Source organism: Alteromonas sp. HB246098, assembly GCF_054890645.1.
Genome location: NZ_JBTZUG010000001.1, coordinates 799741 through 824026 on the forward strand (window position 1 = coordinate 799741; position 24286 = coordinate 824026).

Annotated in this window: 17 protein-coding genes; 12 read left to right on the forward strand and 5 right to left on the reverse strand. The window is 44.1% G+C overall.

Annotated elements, in window-relative coordinates:
- Nucleotides 1-33: 33 nt before the first annotated feature.
- Nucleotides 34-411 carry a hypothetical protein gene (locus ACYTPF_RS03430; protein ID WP_442864420.1) on the reverse strand — a complete coding sequence of 126 codons (378 nt, stop codon included), beginning with the start codon at nucleotides 409-411 and terminating at the stop codon, nucleotides 34-36.
- A gap of 456 nt (nucleotides 412-867) precedes the next feature.
- Here ACYTPF_RS03430 and asnS point away from each other — a divergent pair, with 456 nt between their 5' ends.
- Entirely contained in the window at nucleotides 868-2265 is a 1398-nt protein-coding gene (gene asnS, locus ACYTPF_RS03435) for an asparagine--tRNA ligase (RefSeq protein ID WP_461851215.1), read from the forward strand.
- Between the two features lie 109 nt (nucleotides 2266-2374).
- On the opposite strand, the gene ACYTPF_RS03440 is transcribed toward asnS, so the two are convergent.
- On the reverse strand, nucleotides 2375-3274 hold the full coding sequence (locus tag ACYTPF_RS03440) for an AraC family transcriptional regulator (RefSeq protein WP_461851216.1): 900 nt from the start codon (nucleotides 3272-3274) through the stop codon (nucleotides 2375-2377).
- 204 nt (nucleotides 3275-3478) lie between these two features.
- Here ACYTPF_RS03440 and ACYTPF_RS03445 point away from each other — a divergent pair, with 204 nt between their 5' ends.
- The gene (locus ACYTPF_RS03445) at nucleotides 3479-4429 is read left to right on the forward strand and encodes an SDR family oxidoreductase (RefSeq protein ID WP_461851217.1); all 951 of its coding nucleotides are present in this window, start codon (nucleotides 3479-3481) and stop codon (nucleotides 4427-4429) included.
- Nucleotides 4430-4485: 56 nt separating this feature from the next.
- Nucleotides 4486-5163, forward strand: coding sequence for a fibrobacter succinogenes major paralogous domain-containing protein (locus tag ACYTPF_RS03450; protein ID WP_461851218.1), 678 nt, complete (start codon nucleotides 4486-4488; stop codon nucleotides 5161-5163).
- 111 nt (nucleotides 5164-5274) lie between these two features.
- Here the strand turns inward: ACYTPF_RS03450 and ACYTPF_RS03455 are convergent, their stop codons facing one another.
- Nucleotides 5275-6291, reverse strand: coding sequence for a hypothetical protein (locus ACYTPF_RS03455; protein ID WP_461851219.1), 1017 nt, complete (start codon nucleotides 6289-6291; stop codon nucleotides 5275-5277).
- A 162-nt stretch (nucleotides 6292-6453) separates the two neighbouring features.
- Here ACYTPF_RS03455 and ACYTPF_RS03460 point away from each other — a divergent pair, with 162 nt between their 5' ends.
- The 7 genes from ACYTPF_RS03460 to ACYTPF_RS03490 all read left to right on the forward strand — a co-directional run bounded on the left by ACYTPF_RS03460 (nucleotide 6454) and on the right by ACYTPF_RS03490 (nucleotide 16305).
- On the forward strand, nucleotides 6454-7596 hold the full coding sequence (locus tag ACYTPF_RS03460; protein WP_179982867.1) for a paraquat-inducible protein A: 1143 nt from the start codon (nucleotides 6454-6456) through the stop codon (nucleotides 7594-7596).
- Nucleotides 7593-9245, forward strand: a complete 1653-nt coding sequence (pqiB, locus tag ACYTPF_RS03465; RefSeq protein ID WP_461851220.1) for an intermembrane transport protein PqiB — start codon at nucleotides 7593-7595, stop codon at nucleotides 9243-9245. The genes ACYTPF_RS03460 and pqiB overlap by 4 nt, the downstream gene beginning before the upstream one ends.
- 231 nt (nucleotides 9246-9476) lie before the next feature.
- Nucleotides 9477-10088: a PqiC family protein gene (locus ACYTPF_RS03470; RefSeq protein WP_461851221.1), complete on the forward strand. Its 612-nt coding sequence runs from the start codon at nucleotides 9477-9479 to the stop codon at nucleotides 10086-10088.
- A 2-nt stretch (nucleotides 10089-10090) separates the two neighbouring features.
- Nucleotides 10091-11224, forward strand: a complete 1134-nt coding sequence (locus ACYTPF_RS03475) for a GGDEF domain-containing protein (RefSeq protein WP_461851222.1) — start codon at nucleotides 10091-10093, stop codon at nucleotides 11222-11224.
- 119 nt (nucleotides 11225-11343) lie between these two features.
- On the forward strand, nucleotides 11344-12492 hold the full coding sequence (locus ACYTPF_RS03480) for an efflux RND transporter periplasmic adaptor subunit (protein WP_461851223.1): 1149 nt from the start codon (nucleotides 11344-11346) through the stop codon (nucleotides 12490-12492).
- Nucleotides 12493-12501: 9 nt separating this feature from the next.
- Complete coding sequence (locus ACYTPF_RS03485) at nucleotides 12502-15681, forward strand: efflux RND transporter permease subunit (RefSeq protein ID WP_461851224.1); 3180 nt, start codon at nucleotides 12502-12504, stop codon at nucleotides 15679-15681.
- 135 nt (nucleotides 15682-15816) lie between these two features.
- A complete protein-coding gene (locus ACYTPF_RS03490) occupies nucleotides 15817-16305 on the forward strand; it encodes a GNAT family N-acetyltransferase (protein WP_461851225.1) in 489 nt (162 codons plus the stop codon).
- Nucleotides 16306-16496: 191 nt separating this feature from the next.
- On the opposite strand, the gene ACYTPF_RS03495 is transcribed toward ACYTPF_RS03490, so the two are convergent.
- Together ACYTPF_RS03495 and ACYTPF_RS03500 are read right to left on the reverse strand one after the other, a co-directional pair.
- The gene (locus ACYTPF_RS03495; RefSeq protein ID WP_461851226.1) at nucleotides 16497-18572 is read right to left on the reverse strand and encodes a TonB-dependent receptor; all 2076 of its coding nucleotides are present in this window, start codon (nucleotides 18570-18572) and stop codon (nucleotides 16497-16499) included.
- A gap of 724 nt (nucleotides 18573-19296) precedes the next feature.
- Complete coding sequence (locus ACYTPF_RS03500; RefSeq protein ID WP_461851534.1) at nucleotides 19297-19911, reverse strand: TetR/AcrR family transcriptional regulator; 615 nt, start codon at nucleotides 19909-19911, stop codon at nucleotides 19297-19299.
- A 214-nt stretch (nucleotides 19912-20125) separates the two neighbouring features.
- Here ACYTPF_RS03500 and ACYTPF_RS03505 point away from each other — a divergent pair, with 214 nt between their 5' ends.
- The gene (locus tag ACYTPF_RS03505) at nucleotides 20126-21214 is read left to right on the forward strand and encodes an efflux RND transporter periplasmic adaptor subunit (protein WP_461851227.1); all 1089 of its coding nucleotides are present in this window, start codon (nucleotides 20126-20128) and stop codon (nucleotides 21212-21214) included.
- A 3-nt stretch (nucleotides 21215-21217) separates the two neighbouring features.
- Nucleotides 21218-24259 (forward strand): efflux RND transporter permease subunit, encoded by a 3042-nt coding sequence (locus tag ACYTPF_RS03510; protein ID WP_461851228.1) that lies wholly within the window; start codon nucleotides 21218-21220, stop codon nucleotides 24257-24259.
- The last annotated feature ends 27 nt before the right edge of the window (nucleotides 24260-24286 follow it).

The following is a 24286-nucleotide window of genomic DNA, read 5'->3' on the forward strand; positions in this document are numbered from 1 at the left end:
TTTATCGCTATTAACTTCGTTAGTTAACCTGCCCTATAACCCCAGCGTAGTAGCAAGAGTAATCAAACTAATTGCCGCAATAGCAAACAAAATTATAAGGTTTACGCCGAAGGAGTCTGTGCGTCGACGATTGCGTCTTGCACGCATGACAATGCTAACAAGGCTTACTATTAAGCATATCTGCAGCATAATAGTCATGGCAGACAAATGACCTTCAGACCAAGACGAATCCCCTTCTATTCCCCAATACTGCTGAACGCCACTGATGAAGTCGGGCCTAGCGTAGTGAAACAATATAAGAACCACCACCATTCCCACCCAACCGAACACGTTGAGGCCAAGCATTACCTTATAAAAGGGGGTTTGTGAGCGCGGTGTCGAACGCCGTTCAGCTAGTTGCTCATAGGTCATAGAACGCCTATCAATATCGCCAGTTGCAGAGGATTGTGACGCCCGTTGCGATTCCCCCTGCGTTTGCTGCTGGTTACGTACCGACGTGCCTGAATCATTTTTATTTCCCATTTGTCACTCTGTTCTCTGGCATCCCGCTTTATGTTGGGTATACTAGCGTGCTATTGGATTGTATTTCATTGGTTATTTTTACATCGCCGAAGCGAATTCCGTTCGGTGTATCTCGTTATTTATACTTATTTTTATAATTCGCGATACATAAATGACATGAAGAAGTTAACCATAACTTCAAAGTGCATTTTACCGACATTAAAGACTTATCGGCACAGCAATCCAAAACATTGACCATAAAGCAAATTTTAGTGCAATTTTTCATACATAGTTTATTGCACTGGGTTGATACACTCGATGCGTATTCGAGCAACAACATAAGATCAGTAAGACGGAGAAATTAACATGACGCATGCGCCCGTAGTTGACGTGCTTAAAGGTAAGTACGCCGTTGGCGATTCGGTAACCGTTAAGGGTTGGGTAAGAACACGCCGCGACTCTAAAGCGGGGTTATCATTTATTGCACTACACGATGGTAGTTGCTTCGATCCTGTACAAGTTATTGCGCTAAATTCTCTGTCAAATTACGCCGATATCCAGCGCCTTACTGCTGGTTGCTCATTGTCGGTAACCGGTACAGTGAAAGAATCGCAAGGCCAAGGGCAATCACTAGAAATTGATGCTACCGAGGTAGAAATTGTAGGTTTGGTTGAAAACCCTGATACCTACCCAATGGCTGCTAAACGCCACAGCATTGAGTATCTTCGCGAATATGCACACCTTCGCCCACGCACGAACGTTATCGGCGCGGTAACACGCGTGCGCAACTGTTTGTCGCAGGCTATCCATCGCTTCTTCCACGAAAAGGGCTACTACTGGATCTCTACCCCAATTCTTACGGCTAGCGATACAGAAGGCGCAGGTGAAATGTTCCGCGTATCAACCCTTGATATGATGAACCTTCCACTAGACGATAAAGGCAACGTTGATTACTCAGAAGATTTCTTCGGTAAAGAAACTTACCTGACAGTATCAGGTCAACTTAACGTTGAAACATACTGTACGGCTATGTCTAAGGTATACACCTTCGGACCTACGTTCCGTGCAGAGAACTCAAACACATCTCGCCACCTTGCCGAGTTCTGGATGATTGAACCTGAAGTGGCATTTGCTGAATTGAAAGACGTAGCACAGCTTGCTGAAGACATGCTGAAGTATGTGTGTAAAGCGGTACTAGAAGAATTGCCTGATGATATGGCATTCTTCGCCCAGCGCATCAAAAAAGATGCGGTTGAGCGTTTAGAAAAGCTAGTTAGCTCTGACTTCGTTCGCATGGATTACACCGACGCTATTGAAATTCTTCAAAATTGCGGCAAGAAATTCGAATTTCCTGTTGAATGGGGTATTGATTTATCTTCTGAGCATGAGCGCTATCTTGCAGAAGAGCATGTTGGCGCACCAATCATCATGCAGAACTATCCAAAAGATATTAAAGCCTTCTACATGCGCATTAACGACGACGGCAAAACCGTTGCAGCAATGGACGTACTAGCGCCAGGTATCGGTGAAATCATCGGTGGTTCACAGCGTGAAGAACGTTTAGATGTATTCGACGCTCGTCTTGATGAAATGGGACTATCTAAAGAAGATTACGCATGGTATCGCGACCTTCGCCGCTACGGCACTGTACCTCACTCAGGTTTCGGTCTAGGTTTCGAACGTCTTGTTGCATACGTAACCGGCATGCAAAACGTACGTGACGTTATCCCATTCCCACGTACACCAGGTAACGCTAGCTTCTAAGCAGTGTTGCTGTACTAATGAAACGAAAGCTCGCTACAGTCTACTGTCGCGAGCTTTTTTATTACTCCATCGCCTATGTGCTTTAATTCAGAAACTCATTTTGACTAAACTACTGCAACATAGTCGCGGCTCTAGCTTTATTCTCTTTTTCCCATTGCTTCGGCGACAAGCCATACATTCGCTTAAAATCTCGGCTAAATTGCGATGAGCTTACATAGCCGACATCCATCGCTGCAACACTTACATTTGTGCCGTCAGCTATACGTTTTGCCGCGTTGTTTAATCTCATCGACTTTACAAACTGGATAGGCGACATATTGGTGGCTTGCTTAAACTTACGATGAAATACAGCCTTACTCATTCCAACCTTGCTCGCCATATCGTCAATAGTGACATTCTCAGCCACATGGGAGGCCAGGTATTCAATAGCGCGCCCTATGGCGTTACCTAACCCAAAGCTACCTCTTACTGTGTTACCAGCCTCCCCTTTCAATACCGAGTAATACAGTTCACGTAAGCGTGCACTCGATAACATAGCTATATCGGTAGCGTTATCGGTGAGCAGAAGTAAGCGGTATAAAGCTTCGGTGAAATCAGCATCCCAATGTGCAGAAGCAATACCCGAGGGTACAGACGAAGCTGACGATTGACGAAAATTACCGCCTACACTTTCAAACTCTATGGCTAAATCAGTCATCATTCTGCTATTTAATGAAATATATACACCCAATAGAGGACTATCTTCCGAAGCGTCGGGAATACCCGCTTCTACAGGCATAGACATAGTGCAGCACGTGTATTTACTGGTATTAAACGTATGCTTTTCTCCATTTAAAATAGCTTCCTTTCCACCGTAAACAATAGCGGTTAGTGACGGTTCGTACACCACAGGGGCACATTCGATGGGCTGTGTTATCTTAAATAATTGAACACCGTCGATCCCTGTTTCGTATAAACCGCTGCTTTCCACTTTATCTTCAATTAATTGCTTTATTAGTGCTTTGTTCATAGCGTTTTAAACCACTATCTCGTCATTTATTTACGTCACGTGCTTTGCTCTGCTTTTCGTTTTGCGAATCTAGCAAAAAACTTCACTCAAAACAACAAAGCGATACGATTAGGCAAGTTTTCAAGAGTTTTTCGCCTACTTAAGCGGAGCAATAGTCATTATATTACAAATATACAAATTTTAGTGACAGAAGGTGCTAAGCAGATGGCAATGAGCAATCAATTTGGAAAAGGCGGGTGGACGCCTTCGCGTATTGAAAACGCAAAAGATAAGACATTTTTAATAACAGGCGCAAATACGGGCGCGGGGTATGAAGCAACACGAATTTTGCTTTCAAAAGGTGCGAATGTAGTCATGCTGAACCGAAGCCCGAGCAAATCCCATGACGCTATCGCTACGCTAAAACAAGAGTTTGGCGACGATGCCAATGTCAGCTATATACGCCTTGACCTAAGCAGCCTTAATGCTGTGAGACAATCAGCTAAAGAAATTCTAACGCGCGTTCCAGTGATTGACGCGCTGATTTGTAATGCTGCTATTGCGCAGATTTCAACGCAACAATTCACTGAAGATGGCTTTGAAAGTCAATTAGGCGTTAACCACTACGGGCACTTTTTACTGTGCGGTTTGTTATTCGATCGTATTAATGAATCGAAGGGACGCATTGTAGTCGTTGCCAGTGAAGGACACAAAATGGGGCTAAGAACCATGCAGTTTGACGACATGAACTGGGACAAAAATTACAACCCCAATAAGGTATACAGTCAGAGTAAACTGGCGCAAATGATGTTTGCATACGAGCTTCAAGACAAAGTAAAAGCACATAACAAGCAAGCGAAGGTATTTGTGTGTCACCCCGGCGCTTCGAACACTACTCTTATACGAGAAAGCGCTAGCTTTTTAACACGCATTTCTTGGTCTTTTATGGTGAAAATAGGCTTGGCTCAATCTGCAGAGAAAGGCGCCTACCCTGAAGTGATGTGTGCCACCGAAGATAACATTAAACAGCGTGCCTATTATGGTCCAACGGGTCTAATGAATTTTGGCGGTCCCGTTGGAGAATGTAAATTAGAGGATTTTGTCGTAGACAAAAAAGTGCTAACAAAGCTTTGGGCCGTGTCAGAAGAAGCAACAGGCTTTGCCTGGTCGTTTTAGCTGCTAAATTGAGTTTTCACAACATGATAAGTGCTGCCTCATTCTTAGGATTTTTTATGATGACATCTACGCCCGCAGAGCCTGCTTCGATTAATGTCACAAGCAAAGAAATTGAAAACACTGTGAGTACTTTTCAAGATTTAGAAGGTAATCGCTATAAAACCGTTAAAATAGGTAAACTTGAATGGTTTGCAGAGAACCTAAGAGCTACCCAATTTCAAGATGGAAGCCCTGTTGCATCAGGGTTTATTCCAAAAGATGACAAAAAGAACCTACTTAAATATGGAAGGCTTTATCATTGGCAAGACGTAAATGACCAGCGAAAGCTGTGTCCTAGTGGATGGCGTATAGCTACCGATGAAGATTGGCAAAGTATGGAACTCGCTATTGGTATAGCACAACGCGAGCTTTCGAAAGAGGGCTGGCGCGGAAATAACGATATTGCTATTACTTTAAAAGCAGAACAGCCCGATACCCTATTTAAAAAGTTTGATCAGGCTAAAGTTAATCAATTCCACTTTGGCGCTATGCCAGCAGGTGTAAAAATAGGCAACTGGTATATCACGCAAGGCATGTACACCGAGTTTTGGACAAGTACTAGCGCCACTGATAAAGAGGCGTACGCCCGCACCCTCGCCTATTCGTGGTGGAACTCACATAAGGGCGAAATTAGAAGGGCAAAGCTTAACAAAGACTATATGTTTAGCGTTAGGTGTGTACGAGATGCCAAGTAGCTATATACTCACGGCAGATACTCTTAAAGCGTAATCAAGGTATCGCCATTTGTACATTTAATCTAGATCTGCGATGGCCCTGCAAACTATGAACGAAAAAAGCGGAGCGTTTTAATCGAGCCCAATAGCAGCTGAACGACAAGGCTCTACTGTATACGTGTAGCCAATTTCATCTTCGGGCGTTTGCGTTATTTGTAATATCTCGTAATCATTAAGCTCGATGACGCGCGTTCCTTCAGGGTGAGCACAGCGCGAACGTGAATCCGCTTCAAACTCATAAATAAAACTAGCCAACGCTTGGCGTTGTGCTTTTTTATAGCGAATACTTTTTTCCTTGGCGTCGGTGAGAAGCGCGGTTAAATCGTCTTCCAGTTCAGAAGTATCTTCTGCTTGTTTGTCAGTGGGTGGAACCTCACTGTCCTCAATCGACGTTTCTGTCTCGTTTTCGATTGTGATCAGCTGGCTTGTGCTTTCAGCACTAAACTCGGAAAGTAGCCCTACTTGCCCTGCTAACACGCTAAGCTGAAGCGCTACACCTAATGTCCAAACAAACCGCGCCACAGCGGTAGACAAAACATAGCGATAACCAGGCTTATGCCACAGTTTTTGCACACCAAAGGGCTTGAGTAGTAGTAGAAAAAACAGATAAATAAAAATAACTAGCATTCCGCCAACAAGTGCCATTAACGTGGTGACAAAGAACCAACTTGGCACCATAAGTATAAGCGCGAAATTGTGGCTGTAGGGCAGCGCACCTGCGGAAACACCGGTTATACTATTTACTAACCCGCTAGCAGAAGCGAGGGCAAAATTTGCGATAACGGCATAGACAAACAAAATTACCGCTTTACCCGGTAAACTATTCCAAAGCGCCATAAACCTTGGCCAAGTTTCACTTACAATACCACTAAGGGCAAAGCCAAACATGACCGTTTCAAATAAGCCACTTTTAACATCAAAAAAAAGCTGTAATAAAAGCATTGCAGTTGCCAGAAAGTAGCAACGCTGAGCAAAAGTGATACTTCCCCAAAAGCGCAAAAAGCCAATGCGCCTTTTTAGCAATAAGCGATTTCCTTGTTTTTTAACTTTTCTGTAGGTACCACGAATTTCGTTTGTTGTTTCCATCATTTAATCGTCAATTATTGTTGTTATGTTTCTGAACACGGATGACTTTACTTCCCGATGTGGCCGCAATACGCTATTCTGTTGAATTCAAAAAACAACGAGTTATTTCATCAAGCTACTCTCTATCATACATCCAGTGTATAAAAAGTGGCGCAATAAAACTTTATGGCTGAATCTAATACGTTATCTATAGTTTGTGAGCAATGCCATACTAAGGTTCACATACCCGCGCTAGCGCACAGACAAAGAGCAGTTTGCCCTGTTTGCAGCCACACGTTAGTTTCGTATCGCGTCGGTGCCAGCGAAAAGCTACTCGCTTATGCTTTCAGCGCGCTTATTTTTTTATTGCTCTCGTTACCCTTTAACTTTTTGACATTTAAAGCGAGCGGGCAGAAGCATAGTATCGACTTGCCAACGGGCATTACCGTGCTTATTGAAAATGACTACTTATCCCTTGCGATAATAACCAGTTTAGCCACGCTATTACTACCCGGAATGGTCCTCGCTGGCTTGTTACTGCTTTCTTTAGCTCAAATACAAAACCGTCGCCCCTTTTACTTGGCTAGACTGTATAAGCTGGTTAAAGCGCTTTTGCCATGGAGCATGGCTGAGATATTTCTAGTAGGAACCTTGGTCAGTCTAATTAAAATAACCGAGTTAGCCGATGTATCTATAGGGCTGTCGTTTTATGCGTTTGTCGGCTTTTCAGCATTTACTGCCCTTTGTATATATCAGTTCGACACGACAAGTTATGCCTTGTGGATGTCACAAGGTCAGCCTCCACAACCCAAACCCCTATGCGAAAAACAAGCGCAAGTGAGTATTCAGCGCACATGGGCATTATTGTTAACCGCTTGTATTTTATATATTCCTGCTAATATGCTGCCAATTATGTATACTGAATTTTTTGGTCAAGAAACACCAAATACCATTATTGGCGGTGTTATTTCACTTTGGGAATCTGGCTCGTATCCGGTTGCGATAATCATCTTAATTGCCAGCGTGGTTGTTCCGGTTGCGAAAATATTAATTCTTGCTTGGCTTAATTTTTCCGTACAGCGAGAGAAAACCACTTCAAAACAATTACGTATACGTTACTACCGCATTACCGAGGCAATAGGTCGCTGGTCGATGATAGACGTTTTTGTGGTAGCAGTACTGGTGTCTCTCATACAGATGGGAAACACTATGTCTATTTATCCGGGCCAAGCGGCACTCGCCTTTTGCGCCGTAGTATTTGTAACAATGATAGCCGCGATGACATTTGATTCGAGGCTTATTTGGCAGCAGTGGAAACAATTACCATGACCACAAACGATCCCAACATTAACGAGGCAAAAGTTAAGCCCACTTCATCAGTCTCTCGCATTTGGATTATTCCAATTCTTGTTATCGTTATTGGTGGCTGGATGGTTTATTACCAATGGAAAAACCAAGGCCCACTTATAACCATTGAACTTCAATCAGCTTCGGGTATTGAAGTAAACAAAACCCCAATAAAAGTGCGCGACTTAGACATTGGTCAGGTAAAGAAAATAACACTGAACCCCGACTTAAACGGTGTACTTGTTACGGCTAGAATTGATGCTAGTGCGACCCACCTGCTCAATGAAAATGCAAAATTCTGGGTGGTAGCTCCTCGTATTAGTTTTTCGGAAGTATCTGGGCTCAATACCCTTTTATCTGGTAGTTATATTGCGATGTCGGCTGACGACAAGGGCAAAGAGCAGCTGCATTTCACTGCGCTTGAGCGCCCACCCGTTACGCCGCCTGGTACCCCTGGCCTTCACGTTATGCTAAAAAGCGACGACGAGTTTGCCTATAAACCCGGCGACCCCATCATCTACAAGGGTTTTAAAGTTGGCGAGTTTGAAGATGCCACATTTAACATTGAAGAGCGTGTCGTATATTACGACGCATTCATTGAAGCGCCCTACCACAAGCTAATTACTAACACGACCCGCTTTTGGGATGTCAGTGGCGTAAAACTTCTACTTGAATCAAATGGGGTCAGTGTAGAAACCGGAAGTTTAGAAACCTTATTAGCCAATGGCATTACCTTTGGCATTCCTGAAGGCGTACCAAAGGGTGAACAGGTATTAGACAACGCCTTTTTTACTATTTATGGCGACAGTACCTCTGCCTCAGATGCTCGTTTTAAAGTGGCAGCTGAATATCTTTTGCTCATCGATGAAAGTGTGAGAGGGCTCACTGTCGGAGCCCCCGTTGAATATCGAGGCATTGAGATTGGTAACGTCACAGCAATTAACTCGTTCCCTGCTGTTGAAGGAAACATTCTGGAAAGGGACTACCCTATTCCAGTGCTCATCAACATCTACCCAGGGAAGGCGCGACAACCTGACACCGAAGAAGGGCTAAGTGCTATAAAGCAGACGATTAGAAATTGGCTGCATCGAGATCTAAGGGCTTCACTTCGCATGGGTAATGTTTTGACCGGTGGTCTTTACGTAGACTTACAGCATATTCCTGACGCCGACGCAGGCAATGAAATCGCCGTCATTAACGGTTATGAAGTAATTCCTACCGTAAGTAACGAGTTTACTCAGTTAACGCAAAAAGCTGATGCGATCTTAGATAAAATTAACCAGCTCCCCCTTAAAGAAATGGTTGAGAACGTACAGTTAGCCGTTGAAGATATGCGCCTAGCGGCAGAATCAGTAGAAACCGCGAGTGACGACTTCGATTTACTTATTGCAGATATTGATGCCAAAGCCCTTAACAGCAACCTTAATCAGGTTCTTGTTAGCCTCGATAGCTTGCTGAAGAATTACAGTGAGGGTGGCTTTAATCAATCTGAAATTAAAGAAACCGTCGATGCCTTGCAAGAAACCATGCGCAATATTCAGCCGTTGCTTTTGCAATTAAATCAGTCTCCGAACAGCTTGATATTTTCCAAAGATGACGAGGCAGATATTCAGCCCAAGGCAAAGAATTGATGTGACTATTTAAGATGCTGCCTCACAAAACTGTACACAAAACATTCAGCCTGGCGCAAAAAATGAATAGTAAAATGAATAGTGTAAATAAATAAGTCTGAAGATAGACAAGATATGCCCTAATTCTACTAATTGGGCATATACCCTACACTTTATTTTTGGAAAGATTGCAAAACCTACCCGATACTCAAGGTAGCGTACCCGTAAACAGGGAAGAAAGGATTAAATTATATGATAATGCAGGTTAAGACTTTTTCTTTCAATAAGGATAACAAATCGCTAAAAATCATTATTTTAGCTGTATTGTTTTCTTTTTTATCTGCATGCAGTAGCGCCCCTAATGCACTGACTTATTACTTACTTCACGCAACGAACGGTGCTTCTGTTTTAGAACGCGAGGTGAAACAAAGTATCGTTTTAGATAAAGTAACATTGCCAGAGTATCTAAAGCATAGAGGCTTGGTGTATCAAACCAGCGACACTAATCTTCACATTTCTACCAGTCATTTATGGGCAGAGCCCGTAGATGAAGGGCTTACTAAAGCCCTCGCTAGTGCTTTAAAAGCGAATAATGTAGCGCTTGTTCGCCCCGACCCTTATGCAAGTGAAGAAGCACCGCATATATCTTTATACATCAATGATTTTGTCAGCACATACGAAGGCGAAGTAATATTTTCCGGGCAATACTCAATTTCGCGTGCTTCAGAAGCAGCCAGCATTCACTCATTTACGTTCAAGGCTCCGCTTAGCAACGATGGCTTTGCATCCAGCATAAAAGCAATGAGGTCAGCGATAGAAAAGCTGGCGGTAGATATGAATACAACGATTAACCAACAAAGCTAATTATGCTCAGCCGGTTAAAGCAATACGTATTCAGTGGCGTAAAAAGCCACCATAAAGACGAAACAAACAGGCGCATTATTGTGGTCAACTTGTTTGCCGCCGTTGGTATGTCTATTACGTTTTTGCTTGGAACTCGTGCCTTAATCGACGCGGAGTATTCGCTATCTACAACGCTTTATATTGCGAGTGTTGTTTTTGCCGTCTCGCAGCAGTTACAGGTACGCTTTTCTTCAGCTAGCGCTCGCACATGGTCTATTACGCTACTAATAAGCTGTTTGATGGTACTAACGTTACTTTTGATCATTACTGGTGGTAAAGACAACACCGGCCCACTTTGGATGTACTTGGTTCCACCGGTTACTATGTTTTTCGCTGGTTTTGTTCGCGGCCTACTGGCTCTTATCGCCTTTACAATTACGTGCGCAATCCTTCTATTTGGGTTTAACGATGCAGCCTTTGTTGCCAACTACACCTATGCGTTTAAAACTCGCCTACTCTACTCCTTTCTAACCGTGTCTTTTTTATCTGCTTTTTACGAATACAGCAGACAAAAAAGTTACGACACCGCACTCTACCTCAGTGAACAATTTGAGAGACAAGCGAAACACGACCATTTAACGAATTTGTTGAATCGACGTGGTGCCCAGCAGTGCTTAGACAGAGAATACGCAAGAATGCTACGCAGTAAACGTCCTTTCTCTGTTGCCATTGCCGATGTAGATAGATTCAAAAGCATAAACGATACCCTTGGTCACGAACAAGGTGACGAAGTGCTTCGGCAAATCGCTAAGGTATTTAAATCTCGGCTTCGTGGGCAAGATATACTCGCGCGATGGGGTGGTGAAGAATTTATGTTCATCTTTGCCGATACCGACGAAGCCGGTGCGGTGAACGCATTAGAAAGTATAAAAGAAGTACTTAGCAAGGCCCCATTGAATATAGATAGCAGTAAGATCCACGTCACCAGTAGCTTTGGCGTAAGTGAAGTCACAATTGATACAGATATATCAAGTGCTATACGTTGTGCAGACCAAGCGCTTTATTATGCAAAAGACAACGGTCGCAATCGTGTATGTGCCTCTTCCTCTATAAGCTCGTCACCTTTATCTAGCTCATCGCCTTTAAAAGTACAGTAATCAATAATTTTGTGTCCTTTACACAAAATTGACTCATGTTTCGTTACATTTGCGCTGTATTCCTGAAACACTTTAGCGCTACACTATGTAAAGTATTCGCTATAAAAGTAGATTTAGCCATGAAATGGATGAAAGTTGCGTTACCTATTGGTGTCTTACTAGTAGGCTATTTAGGTATGAAAGGAATCGAAGCTTCTGCTTCCGACAGTGCGATTACCGAAGAGGTTGATACTCGCCCAACCGTCACTATTGAAGCGTTATCGCCAGAGGATGTGCGCGTTCAACTGACTTCTTATGGCGAAATCATGCCACTTGAGAGCACGAATCTTGCTGCGCAAGTATCGGGTGAAGTCCAGAGGTGGAACCCCAAGTTTGTAAGCGGTGGTTTAGTCAGGCGTGGCGAAACCCTGTTTGAAATAGAAGCCGATGCCTATGAAGCGGCCCTATTATTAGCAGAAGCAAACCTTGCAAGCGCCCAAGCACAACTTATTCAAGAAGAAGCACAGGCAGAAGTGGCCGCCAAAGAAGCGAAAACAATGCCGAACGCACGGGTAACCGACCTATACCTTCGCAAACCGCAAGTTATGAGCGCGAAAGCTGGCGTTAAATCAGCCGAAGCCCAGCTCAAAATAGCAAAACGTGATTTAGATAACTGCAAGGTGAAAGCGCCTTACGATGCACTTATCGTATCAAGAGACATCAGCACCGGTGACTATGTTACACAAGGCTCCCCAGTTGCGGTTCTCAATAATATAGAGTACGCCGAAGTCACTTTCCCTATTGCTGGTTTTGACCGTGTTTTTCTTTCAGAAAGCACAATAGGTAGTGAAATTGCGATAGAAGTTGACGATGTTCAGGGCGCTACTGTTAAAGGCACCATTCACAGAGATACTGGTGTGGTAGATAACACCACACGTATGAGCTATTTCGTAGCGCGTATCGAAGACCCTTACTCAATTAACTCAACCAAACCTATTGTTAAATTTGGTTCATACAGCACCATAGCTTTTGAAGGTAAAACGTTGAGTGACGTATACCGTGTACCACAGGAATTGGTAACCAATCGCATGCTGTGGACTCTTGACGATGAAGACCGATTGAAATCTCATAAAGTTGTGGTTGTCCGTGAAGAAAATGGCGACTTCCTCATACAAGGTGATTTCGACGCGAAAAAAGTGGTAATGAGTCTGCCTGAATACCCGCAAAACGGCATGCCGGTTAAGGTTATTGAGACTACGACTGAAATTGTGACAGCACAAGCTAACTAAGGAGCTGTCATGGAAAATCATAACAATACGCAAAGCGGCATTATTTCTTGGTTTGCAAGAAACTCTGTAGCGGCCAACCTTCTGATGTTCTTCATTATTGTCATGGGTATAGCCAGCTACTTTACTATTCAGCGTCAGATGTTTCCTAACATCGAAATTAATTATATTACCGTTGAAGCCAACTACCCTGGCGCTTCTCCGCAAGAAATTGAAGAAAGTATCTTCATCAAAGTTGAGGAAGCGGTAAAAGACATCACTGAAATTAAGCGTACTGTATCTAGAGCATTTCGGGGTGGCGGCGCAGTCACCTTGGAAATTGATACTAAAGCTGAACTGACTGACGTTTTAGACAAGGTCAAGCTTCGTGTAGACAGTATTGCTACCTTTCCAGCCGGCATGGAGCCTGTTAACGTTTCGCAAGTAGAGTTCCAGCAGCAAGTTATCGAAATGCCGATTGTTGGCGACTTGCCGCTGTCGGAGCTAAAAGTGCTAGCTAAAGAAGTAGAAGATGAACTACTTCAGCTTGGCTCTATTTCCTTGGTGGAAGCCAATACGCCCGATGATGAAATTGCTATTGAAATTAAGCCCGATACGCTAAGAAAGTACGGCTTAACCATTGCCGATGTTACCCAAGCCATTAATAGTTATTCAGCAAATATCTCTGCAGGCCAGCTAAGAACTAATTCAGGAATAGTGTCAGTTCGCGTTGAAAATCAATACTACAGCGGCGACGAGTTCAAACAAATCCCAATTAAAATTGGCACTGGTGGCGCAAAAGTAACCTTAGGCGATGTTGCCTATATCAATGATGGATTTGTTGAGGGTGAACGTTACTTTAAGTACAACGGCATGAACGCCATCTACATCGCCGTTAAAGCCACTAAAACCCAAAATACTATCCCTGTAGCTGAAACGGTTAAAGCCTATATCGACCAGAGAAATGAGACCCTTCCTCAGGGCGTCAGCCTGGAAGTTTTAGTGGATATGACCTACTACCTTAACGCACGCTTAGACATGATGTTATCGAACCTTGTTCAAGGGTCTGTACTCGTCGCGTTTATGCTTACCCTTTTCTTGCGCTTTCGTTTAGCGCTATGGGTTATGGTCGGCCTACCGGTGTGTTTCTTAGGTGCAATGATGCTTATGCCGGTTTTCGGTGTAAGCATTAATATTCTTTCGCTCTTTGCGTTCATTATGGTGCTGGGCATTGTCGTTGATGACGCCATTGTTATTGGGGAAAGTGCCTACACCGAAATTGAAAGCAAGGGTGGCGGCGTTGATAACGTGGTTCGCGGCGCTAAACGCGTGGCTACCCCAGCTACCTTTGGTGTGTTAACTACCATCGCGGTATTTGCTCCATTTACACTAAGCAGTGGCCCTGAAGGTGCGTTCTTCTATAACATCGCTGTGGTAGTTATTTTGTGTTTGGTATTTAGTTTAATTGAGTCAAAACTAATCTTGCCCGCGCATTTAGCCCACACGAAATTCTCACCCGTAAGGCAAGATAGCTGGCGTGCACGCTTTAACAAAGGCTTCTTTGCTTTTGTTAATGGCCCATACAAGCGTACTGTTACGAAAGCCATTGAGTGGCGCTGGGCAGTACTTATGATGTTCGTGGCTATGTTAATGCTTAGCATGGGCCTGATTGGCGCGAACTATGTGCGCATGGTGCCAAACCCTAAAGTGCCTCACGACTTCCCTAGCGTAAAAATAGAGATGAACGAAAACGTTTCTGATCTAGCCACTATCAATGCGCTTAAAATTGTTGAGCAAACCATTCTTGATGTTGAAGAGCAGATCATTGATGAATTTGGCCAAGGCATGATTCGCGACCGACTCGCCTTTAACGAAGACAGCAATGAAGGGCGCATACTTACACCACTGGTTAATGAAGAAGACCGCCCTATCGACACCTTTGAGCTTGCCCGACGTTGGCGCGAAGCCATTCCTGAAATTACCGGTATGAAGTCTTTTACCGTAGTTGATGATGTAAACGGTGACGGTGACGACGGTGAATTCGGTTATCTACTATTTGGCCCAGACATTGACACCTTAAATGCGGCAGGCCTTAAGTTCATTGAAATGCTGCAGCAGCAAGAAGGCCTGTTTGACGTAAGCTCAACTATCGACCCACCGAGCAAAGAAGTACAAATGACCCTACTTCCGGTTGCCTACGATTTGGGGCTTACCCTTTCTAATATCGCCTCTCAGGTTGGTGCGGGCTTTTACGGCGGCGAAGCACAGCGTGTTATCCGCAACGGTGAAGAAGTTAGGGTTATGGTTCGCTATCCTGAACTTACCCGCGAACGTTTTGCTGACTTGAAGTACTCTTTAATTAAAACGCCTAACGGCCAAGAAGTAATGCTTGGTGACGTGGTTGCTTTAGAAGAAAAGCCTGGGATTAGCTACATTCGTCGTGAAGGTGGTTATCGCAGCGTTTATATCTGGGGCAACATTGATGAGGAAAAAGTTGAACCTAACGAGGTTGTCACTGAAATTCAAGACAAACTACTGCCTCAGCTTAAAGAGTCGTTCCCATCGGTCATGACTGAACTTGGCGGTGATATTGAAGAGCAGCAGGCACAGCAAAACGAGCAAATACTCTTCTTCTTAGCGGCCATGATCATGGTGTATATCCTTTTAGCTGTTCCGCTAAAAAGTTATGGGCAACCGCTTATCATTATGTCGGTTATTCCATTTAGCTTTACAGGTGCAGTGTTCGGCCACTTTGTACTAGGCCTAGACCTATCTATGATGTCTAACTTTGGCCTTATTGCAGCAGCGGGGGTTGTTATCAACGACTCGCTGGTTATGACGGACTTTGTGAATCAGCGCCGTGCACAAGGCTACAGTATAAAAGAAGCGGTAACTGAGGCCGGTACCGCGCGCTTTAGGGCAATTACGTTGACCTCAATCACTACATTTGCGGGCGTATTGCCAATTATGTTTGAAACCAGCCTACAGGCAGCATTTGTGGTACCTATGGCGGCTGCGCTTGGCTTTGCGGTGCTTTATGCGACTTTAGTAACACTCATCTTGGTACCTTGTTTGTACTTAATTCTGCTAGATTTACGTGGTCCTTTTTCGTTCATAAAAAGAAAAGTATTACGCAGAAAGGCTAGTAGCGAAGTCGAAAACAATAGCACGGATCAAGCACATACACCTCAGCCTGCTGGCCCACTTGACTAGCAGTTAACTAACAACTGACTAGCGGATAGCACTCACTATATAGCCGTTCACTAGTTAGTGTTAGAAACGCACTTAACTTTTAAAAATGAGCCTTCGAGGCTCATTTTTTTTCAAGCCTATTGAAAGGAAAACACTATGAACAATGCAATTTCAATAAGACCAGCGACGCCTAGCGATATTTCACAAATTCGCCAGTTTATTCTGGAACTTGCCATTTATGAAAAAGCTGAGCATGAAGTAGAAGCCTCTGAAGCGGCGCTTCTTAAGACACTATTTGGCGAAGGTGCCACTGCTCATTGCGTTGTTTGCGAGAATAACAGCATTCCTATTGGCTTTGCCGTGTACTTTTTTAATTATTCCACCTGGCAAGGTCGCAACGGACTTTATCTTGAAGATCTTTATGTTTCACCGAAATCCCGTGGCCTAGGTGCGGGTAAAGCGCTGCTGCAACATTTAGCAAAAACAGCGGTAGAAAACGACTGCGGCCGTTTTGAGTGGAGTGTTTTAGATTGGAATAAACCTGCTATCGATTTTTATGAGTCTCTTGGCGCTAAACCTAAGAGTGAATGGTTAGGCTATCGCATGGATGGACAGACACTTATCGACTTCGCAAAACAGGGTTAACGCTGACTTGCTGACTTGCTGACTTGCTGACTTGCTGACTTGCTGACTTAGTCAGTATGAAGGTAAAACACTATTAGCGGCAAATACGTTTATAACACCAAGGGCGCTTGGAACGACTTTTCTGCAAAATAAAAAAGCCATTCGCTTTCACGAATGGCTTTTAAGTTCAATAGGTAATCTTTCAGTTTTACTTAGAAAGAACCAATCAGAGATAAACGCGCGTTGATTGGTGCGCCAACTGTAACCTGATGCGTAGAGTGTGCATTAGGGAAGTAAAGCGTATCAGTTAGGTTTTCAACGTTCAGCTGAAGACGTGTTTTGTCGCTAAGTGTGTAGTACGCCGATGCATCAACACGGGTATAGCTTGGCAGTACAGGTGACGTAGCGCTTGTCGATACCTTGCTTTCATCTTGGTATGTTGCGCCAATGCCGAAGCCAAATACGTCATTTACTTCATAAGTCGTCCATACCGACATGGTATTTTCAGGTAGCTCACGAAGCTCCACGCCACTTGCATTCTCGCCGTCTAGGTTGCTGTAGTTAGCAGTAACGTACCACTTATCAGTGATATAACCTTGAAGCTGAAGCTCAAAACCTGATACATCTGAATCAACTTCTATGAAGCTCTCTGCATCGTTAGGGTCGTTATCAAGAGACGTTTGCTCATTTTCAAAGATAGCTGCGGTAAAGCTCATGCTCTCACTGAAGTCCCACTTAATACCAATTTCTTGGTTAGTGAAAGTATCTGGGTCAAGTGCGTCTGCATCACCGTTGATATTCGCATACTGCTCGCCACTGCGTGGTAAGAATGACTCGCTGTAGCTTGCATAGATAGAGATATTCTCTTGTGGCTTGTAAACAAGGCCCGCACGTGGTGATACTTCTTCGTCTTTTCTGCTGCGCGTTTCAGCTGCAACAACATTAAACACTTCAATATCGAAGCTATCAAAGCGTGCGCCTAGCACTAGGTCGAAGTTTTCTGATAGTGCAATTTCGTCTTGCACGTAAAAAGAGTAAACATCAAGGTCTACGTGTGTATCGTCGTTTACATCACTAAAAGTAGCAGTAACTGTTTCGCCAACTGAGTTAGTACCAGTTAGGCCTCTGAAACTAAGTGGGCGTGTTACATTAAACGCTTCTCTATCGCCATCTGTAGAATCAAAAACAGGGTTATAACGGTCTTGATTCGACTTGGTATTAATAACCTCGCCACCAAAGATAACCGTATGCTCAATGCTGCCCGTAGCGAACTCGCCTACTAAGTTTGAAGACAAGATAAGGTTTTCACGCTGAGTAGTATCTACATAACCGTCTAGGGTTACCACTTCAGCGTCAGCGTCATAAGCCGCAGCGTAAAAGTTTGAGTAAACTTTGTCGTAGTCACCGTAAAAGGCGTTGAAGTTACCTTTTAAGCTGTCAGAAAACGTGTGTTCAACGTTTGCGCGAAATACGTCGGCACCTAGAGTTTGGTAGTTATTTTCTGGGTCGCCAAATACGATTTCTTCAAATGCTTCTACAGGTTCGCCGTTTGCCGTTGGCACACCACGGTCAATGAAGCGCTCATGATCGATATATTCGTATGACACATCAACAATGGTATCGTCGCTCACTTCAAAACGTGCAGTTGGGTTAAAGCCGTAGCGATCGCCATAGTAGAAGTCACGATGATTATCTAAGCTTTCGTACATAGCATTGATACGAAGTGCAGATTTCTCGCCTGTATCTACGTTGGTATCTAATTGAAGATTGTAAGCACCAAAGGTATTAGCAGAAACGTTATAGTTTACGAATTTTTCGCCCGTTTTCGCCTTTTTAGATACACGATTTAAAATACCGCCTGTACCGCCTCGGCCGAATAGCAATGCATTCGGTCCACGAAGAATTTCTACTTGTTCAACGTTGTAAAGCGCACGGTAGTATTGAACGTCATCGCGATTACCATCTAAGTAGAAGTCGGCTGTTGAACGTACGCCACGAAATACCACTGCATCACGGTGACCTTCACCTTGAGAAGTATTAACACCTGGCGTGTAATCAATAATTTGACCAACGCTAGTAATACCGCGAGCCGTAATTTCTTCCGCGGTAATAATTGACAAGCTTTGCGGCACGTCAAGGATAGGCGTTGGGCTCTTAATAGAGTTAGACTGGTTAACTGAAAGGTACTTACCTTCTACCGTCAGTCTTTCAATGTCTTCCATATCAGCAGCAAATACAGCTGGGCTTAACATTATCGCAGTGGCAATACTCGTAAGTTTGAATTTCAAAATTACTCTCCAAGTGTTCTTCAAAGTGTTGTGTGTTTGTTGGCAACCAAGAACCTTATTATTCGGCAAAACTTTTTTAAGTCGCTAGCTCTTCCAAACCGCTTAACTTTTCATTCCTTTTGCAATTGCAAATAATAATAGTTGCTATTTGTGGTCTGGATAATATAGAAAAAATGTCTAAATGACGAGAGCAAATACATCAAAATTTAAAAACTCTTTATAAATTTTCTTAATCTTTAGTCTAAAAAAACGCTAAACAGCACGCTTTTTAAGCAAAAAAGTTCGAAGACTATCGATTTTGTCTCAGAAAGATTAAGAAAAGGTTAATTAAGGGGCTTTTTGAAAACGTGCCTTATTTATCAGGCTTTGCCGCATTAGCACCGGCGATTTGAGCTTCACTATTTTTAAGCGTTTAAATCTAAAAGCAGCTGTTGTGTTTCAACACTGTTTGGCTTGCCTGCCAAATAACTCACTCAAAATCTGTCGAGCACAATGAACTTATAGTGCTGTGTAAGTGTTAAGCGATGAAGTGATGGGTGAATGCCGTTTGGCACGCAAAAGAATAACGATATCGGCGTTTTTCATGCACGGTCTGGTCGGTTACGACGCTATAAGGGGATTAGGTCGTAATGGTATTAAATTGCATGGATCTTAGGTTGGAGGCACATTAGGGTAATGTATTCAGAACCCGTGTAGGCTTTAAAGCGTTTGAAAAAGCCAGCCGCTACGCCGTAGCATAACGGCTCAGGATGAGCGCGACGGTATTTTTCGCTACATCTTTTTTGTCATTATCGGTCAAGGTATCTTCAATTTTAAAAAGCTGAGGCCAAAAGCACTTTCCTTTAACTAAGCTGTCAATTTCCTCAACAACCCGGTCTAAATCATCAAAAGCGAGTCTGTTATCTGCTTTAGCATCTTTCAAGAAACGATGCATTGCCGTTTCTTGGGCTTTTAGCTGTGCGACTTCATCTTTTAGCTTATCTGGCTCGTAAAAGAAATGGCCAATAGCCACCCGCGCTAAATCTAAGTGGGATTCGCTCACCATAAAATCAATGTCTTGCAAAATAAGGTCTTCAAGCTGCTCGCCTATCGGAAGCGCGCTATCGTATTCTTGATTTATATTGAGAATTGCTGATTGCCACTGCTCTGTAACCAAGTGCATCACCAACTCTTCTTTGGTAGAGAAATGGTTATACACAGTGCGCTTTGACACATTCGCCAGTTCAGCCAGCTTATCCATGCTGGTGCCGTTTACGCCAAACTCTTGAAAGGCCTGAGTAGCAGCCTGAATGATGGCTTCGCGTTTTATATCGCTACGCGTTCTCGTATTGCCTACCATATCGAAACTCTCAAAATAAATCCCCTTTGCCTTGCCAGTTATTGCGATTAACCATTTTACACCGAACAGTTTACTTTTCAATGCGACCGCACTAAAATGCACTCACTAGTTTACTTTGGGTAATAACTGCTTATTCGCGCTTGTGTTTAAGCGTCACTACTTAACGTTCTCATGTCTATACTTCATTTACCCTGACAATGGATTACACACACCTATGTCCGTAATGCGATTCTCTCACATTCTATTTTTAAGCGTTTTATTGGTTTCAACCTTAAGTGCATGCTCTTCAGAAGAACCTGTGGAGCAACAATCAAAATCTGCGCCTCGTTATGTCAAATTGGCTACCGTTAGCAACATTCCAGATTTTGATGAGTTTACTTTCCCCGCCGTTGTTTCGGCGGTTAAAACCGTGGATTTAAGCTTTGAAGTTTCAGGTCGACTTATTCAAACCGACTTAGTGACAGGTAGCGATATTGAAAAAGGAAAGTTGCTGGCCACTATCGACCGTAAACCGTTTGAACGCCGCGTGGAAGAGTCGAAGACACGTTTAGACCAAGCAAAACGCGAACTAGATAGAATTGAAAAAATGTTTGCACGAAAGCTTCTTGCACAAAGCGCGCTCGATACTGCGAAAACATCTTATGAGCTTGCGGTTATCGACCTAAAAAATGCAGAGCAAGATTTAAGTTACACTCAGCTCTATGCCCCGTTCGACGCAAAGGTGTCACAACGCCTTGTTGAAAACAACAGCTTTGTTGCTGCGGGCACTCCTATTGCTCGCCTTCAAGATGTGTCAAAAATCTACTTTAATATCAATGTTCCTGAACGCCTGCTAACGGCCAATATTGGTCGTGGGATCAAACAAGCTAGTGCGACCTTAGCCACCAATCGCAACCAGTGGTACCCCGTAAATTATGTAGAGCACTCAACACAGCCTGATCCTGTGTCGCAAACCTATGAAGTGGTATTTGCGATGGAACCTCGTGAAGAGTTGCCACTAACTCCAGGTGCCCGAGCGGTAGTAAAAGTAAGCCTTCAAGGTAGCCTATATCCTGAAGGCTTCATTGTGCCGGTAAGATCCCTTGTAGGTGACGAAAACTCAGGCTTTGCAGTTTGGGTGTACAACGACGAAACAAGTTCGGTGGTAAAAACACCTGTTGACGTAAAGCATATAGAAAACGAACTCGCGATTATTAAGGGTAAAGGCCAAGGCGATATATCACTGGGCCTTCAAGTCGTTGCTGCTGGAGCAACAAAAATGCGTGCAGACATGAAAGTACTTCCTTACCAAGGAGAGAAGTAATTTATGGATATAGCACGTTATTCAATTGATAAGCCCGTCAACATTTGGCTGATGGTGGTCATTCTGCTTCTAGGCGGCATTTTAGCTATGAGTAAGATAGGCCGTTTAGAAGACCCTGCCTTTACTATTAAACAAGTAAAGGTATACACCAGCTACCCTGGTGCCAGTGCTGAAAAAGTAGAGCGCGAAGTCACCGAACGCTTAGAAATTGCCATTCAGCAAATGCCGCAGTTAAAAGAAGTGACGTCAATTTCATCACCCGGCCTTTCAGAAATTACGGTTGAAGTTAAAAGTACTTACGACAGTAATCTATTGCCGCAGATTTGGGATGAGCTAAGAAAGCGGCTTCGCGACACAGCTAGTTCACTTCCCACCGGCGCACAAGACCCCATTGTCTACGATGATTTTGGTGATGTGTATGGTCTTTACTACGCCTTGAGTGCACCAGATTTTGACACTCGTGAACTTCGCGAATTTGCACGGGTTATCCGACGTGACTTACTTACTACAGAAGGGGTCGCCAAAGTAAATGTAACTGGTGTTCAAAAAGAGCAGATAGTGGCGTATATCAACCCCTATCAGCTGGCAGGCTTGGGCATTTCCTTTCCTGATCTCGCCGCCCTTTTTGAAGATAACTTACGGCCTTTTAACGGCGGCCGGATTAAAGTAGACGAAAAGAATGTGCGTTTAATTGTAGAACGCGCACCAGACAGGCTTGAAGAAATCTCAAACCTTTCAGTAGTAGTGCCGGGCACTAACCGTTCACTTAGAGTTGCCGATATTGCCACATTGAAATTAGAGCCTGCTGACATACAGCCTGTTCATGTGCGCTACAACGGTGAAGAAGCGTTAACACTTTCTGTCTCAGCCCTCACTGACGTAAATATTGTTGATGTGGGCGAACGAGTGAATGCAAAGGTGGAAAAGCTACTTCAAGAGCTACCTGTTGGTATTACGCTCACCCCAATTTATGACCAGGCTTCTGTGGTCGATGAATCTGTAACAGGTTTTATTAATAACCTAGTGATGTCGGTAGCCGTTGTTACGTTAACCCTATGTTTATTTATGGGCTGGCGCTCTGGTGTGGTTGTTGGCTCAGTACTGCTTGTAACCGTGCTAGGTACAATCCTGGTTATGTGGCTAATGGATATTCAGCTTCAGCGAATATCTCTTGGTGCTATGGTTATCGCTATGGGCATGCTGGTTGATAACGCTATTGTTGTTGCCGAAGGTATGATGCTGCGCATGGCCACAGGCTCTACAGCTAAAGAATCTGCCAGCTTTATTGTTAAACGCACTCAGTGGCCGCTGCTAGGCGCAACCGTTATTGGTATTGCGGCATTCTCAGGCATCGGCCTTTCCAACGATGCCACCGGGGAGTTCCTCTACTCTTTGTTTGCCGTTGTCTTGGTTTCACTGATGATAAGTTGGGTATTGGCCGTTACCTTAGTACCAGTGTTGGGCGCATACTTTTACCGCAAAGGTATTGGTCAAACTACTGGCAAAGAACTCTCGGCATCACAGCGCTGGTTCAAACGCACGTTACTTGGCGCGCTTAAACTTCGGTGGGTCACTATTGGTGTGCTATTTGTCATCACCATTGTGGCTTATGGAAGCTTTGGAATGGTTAAACAGGGCTTCTTCCCACCATCAAATGCGCCGCTATTCTTTGTGCATTACTGGGGGCCGCAAGATAGAGATATACGCGCTACTGAAGTCATTGCCAAAGAAGCAGAAGCGCGTATTTTAGAAATGGAAAATGTAACGGCTGTCACCACCTTTATCGGGCAAGGCGCAGATCGTTTCACCCTCACTTATGCGCCTAAAAGTGCTAACGAGAACTATGCCTTTTTCATGGTTCGCGCCAATGAACTGGACAATATTCCGGCCATTCAGTCGGCGCTGGCCGACAAACTCACCGACCTAGATTTCGACGCAAGCTTTTACATGGAGCGCATGCAGTTTGGGCCCGGTTCGGGGGCAAAATTAGAAGCCCGTTTCTCGGGCCCTGATACCGAAGTGCTTCGCACTTTGGCTGAAGAGGCTAAAGCCTTACTGTTTGCCGACGGACAAGTGAAAGACGTACGTCACAACTGGCGAGAAAAAGGCTTCGCCATTAATACGCAGTTTGACAATTACAATGCTGGCATTGCTGGAGTTTCACATAGTGACTTTAGCCAAACCATACAGTATGCAAGTAGCGGCGTTCAGCTAGGTACAGTGCAAGATGGCGACTATGCCTACAACATTATTGCGAAAATGGGCAAGGCAGAAGATACCGAACTTCAGTCAATACGCGAATCGCAAGTATGGTCTACACAGCAGCGACAGTACGTGCCTTTTACACAAGTGTCGCAAGGCCTAGATCTAATGACCGAAGAAATGCGTATTCATCGCCGCGACCGTGTGCGCACCATTACCGTAGAAGCTGAACCAGGCGATCATGAAACCGCGGCTAAAGCCTTGGCTAGAATTCGCCCTCTTATTGAAGATATTGAACTACCGGCAGGGTATTCACTGGAATGGGGCGGCGAGTTTGAAAGCTCTAGCGATGCACAAAAAGCACTTGGCGCCGGATTGCCCGCCGGCTTTTTAGTCATGTTTATTATCTCGGTATTGCTATTTGGTCATGCGCGCCAGCCACTTATCATTTGGCTTGTGGTACCTATGGCCGTGGTCGGTGTTGTGACAGGACTTCTTAGTACTGATATGCCCTTTGGCTTTATGTCACTACTCGGCTTCTTAAGCTTGTTTGGAATGCTTATTAAGAATGCCATTGTGCTTATTGAAGAAATTGACCTTCAAATAGAGGAAGGTTTAGCTATCAGGCAAGCCATTGTTGACGCTACTATCAGCCGTGTACGCCCGGTATCATTAGCCGCGGTAACGACTATTTTAGGGATGGCACCGCTGCTATTTGACGCCTTTTTTGCGGATATGGCAGTGACCATTATGGGCGGATTAGCGTTTGCCACAGTGCTTACGCTTATCGCTGTACCCGTGCTTTATAGCCTGCTGTTTAAAGTTAGCTATCGCAAGAGCTAATACTTATTTGGTAGTGGTCTCTCTATC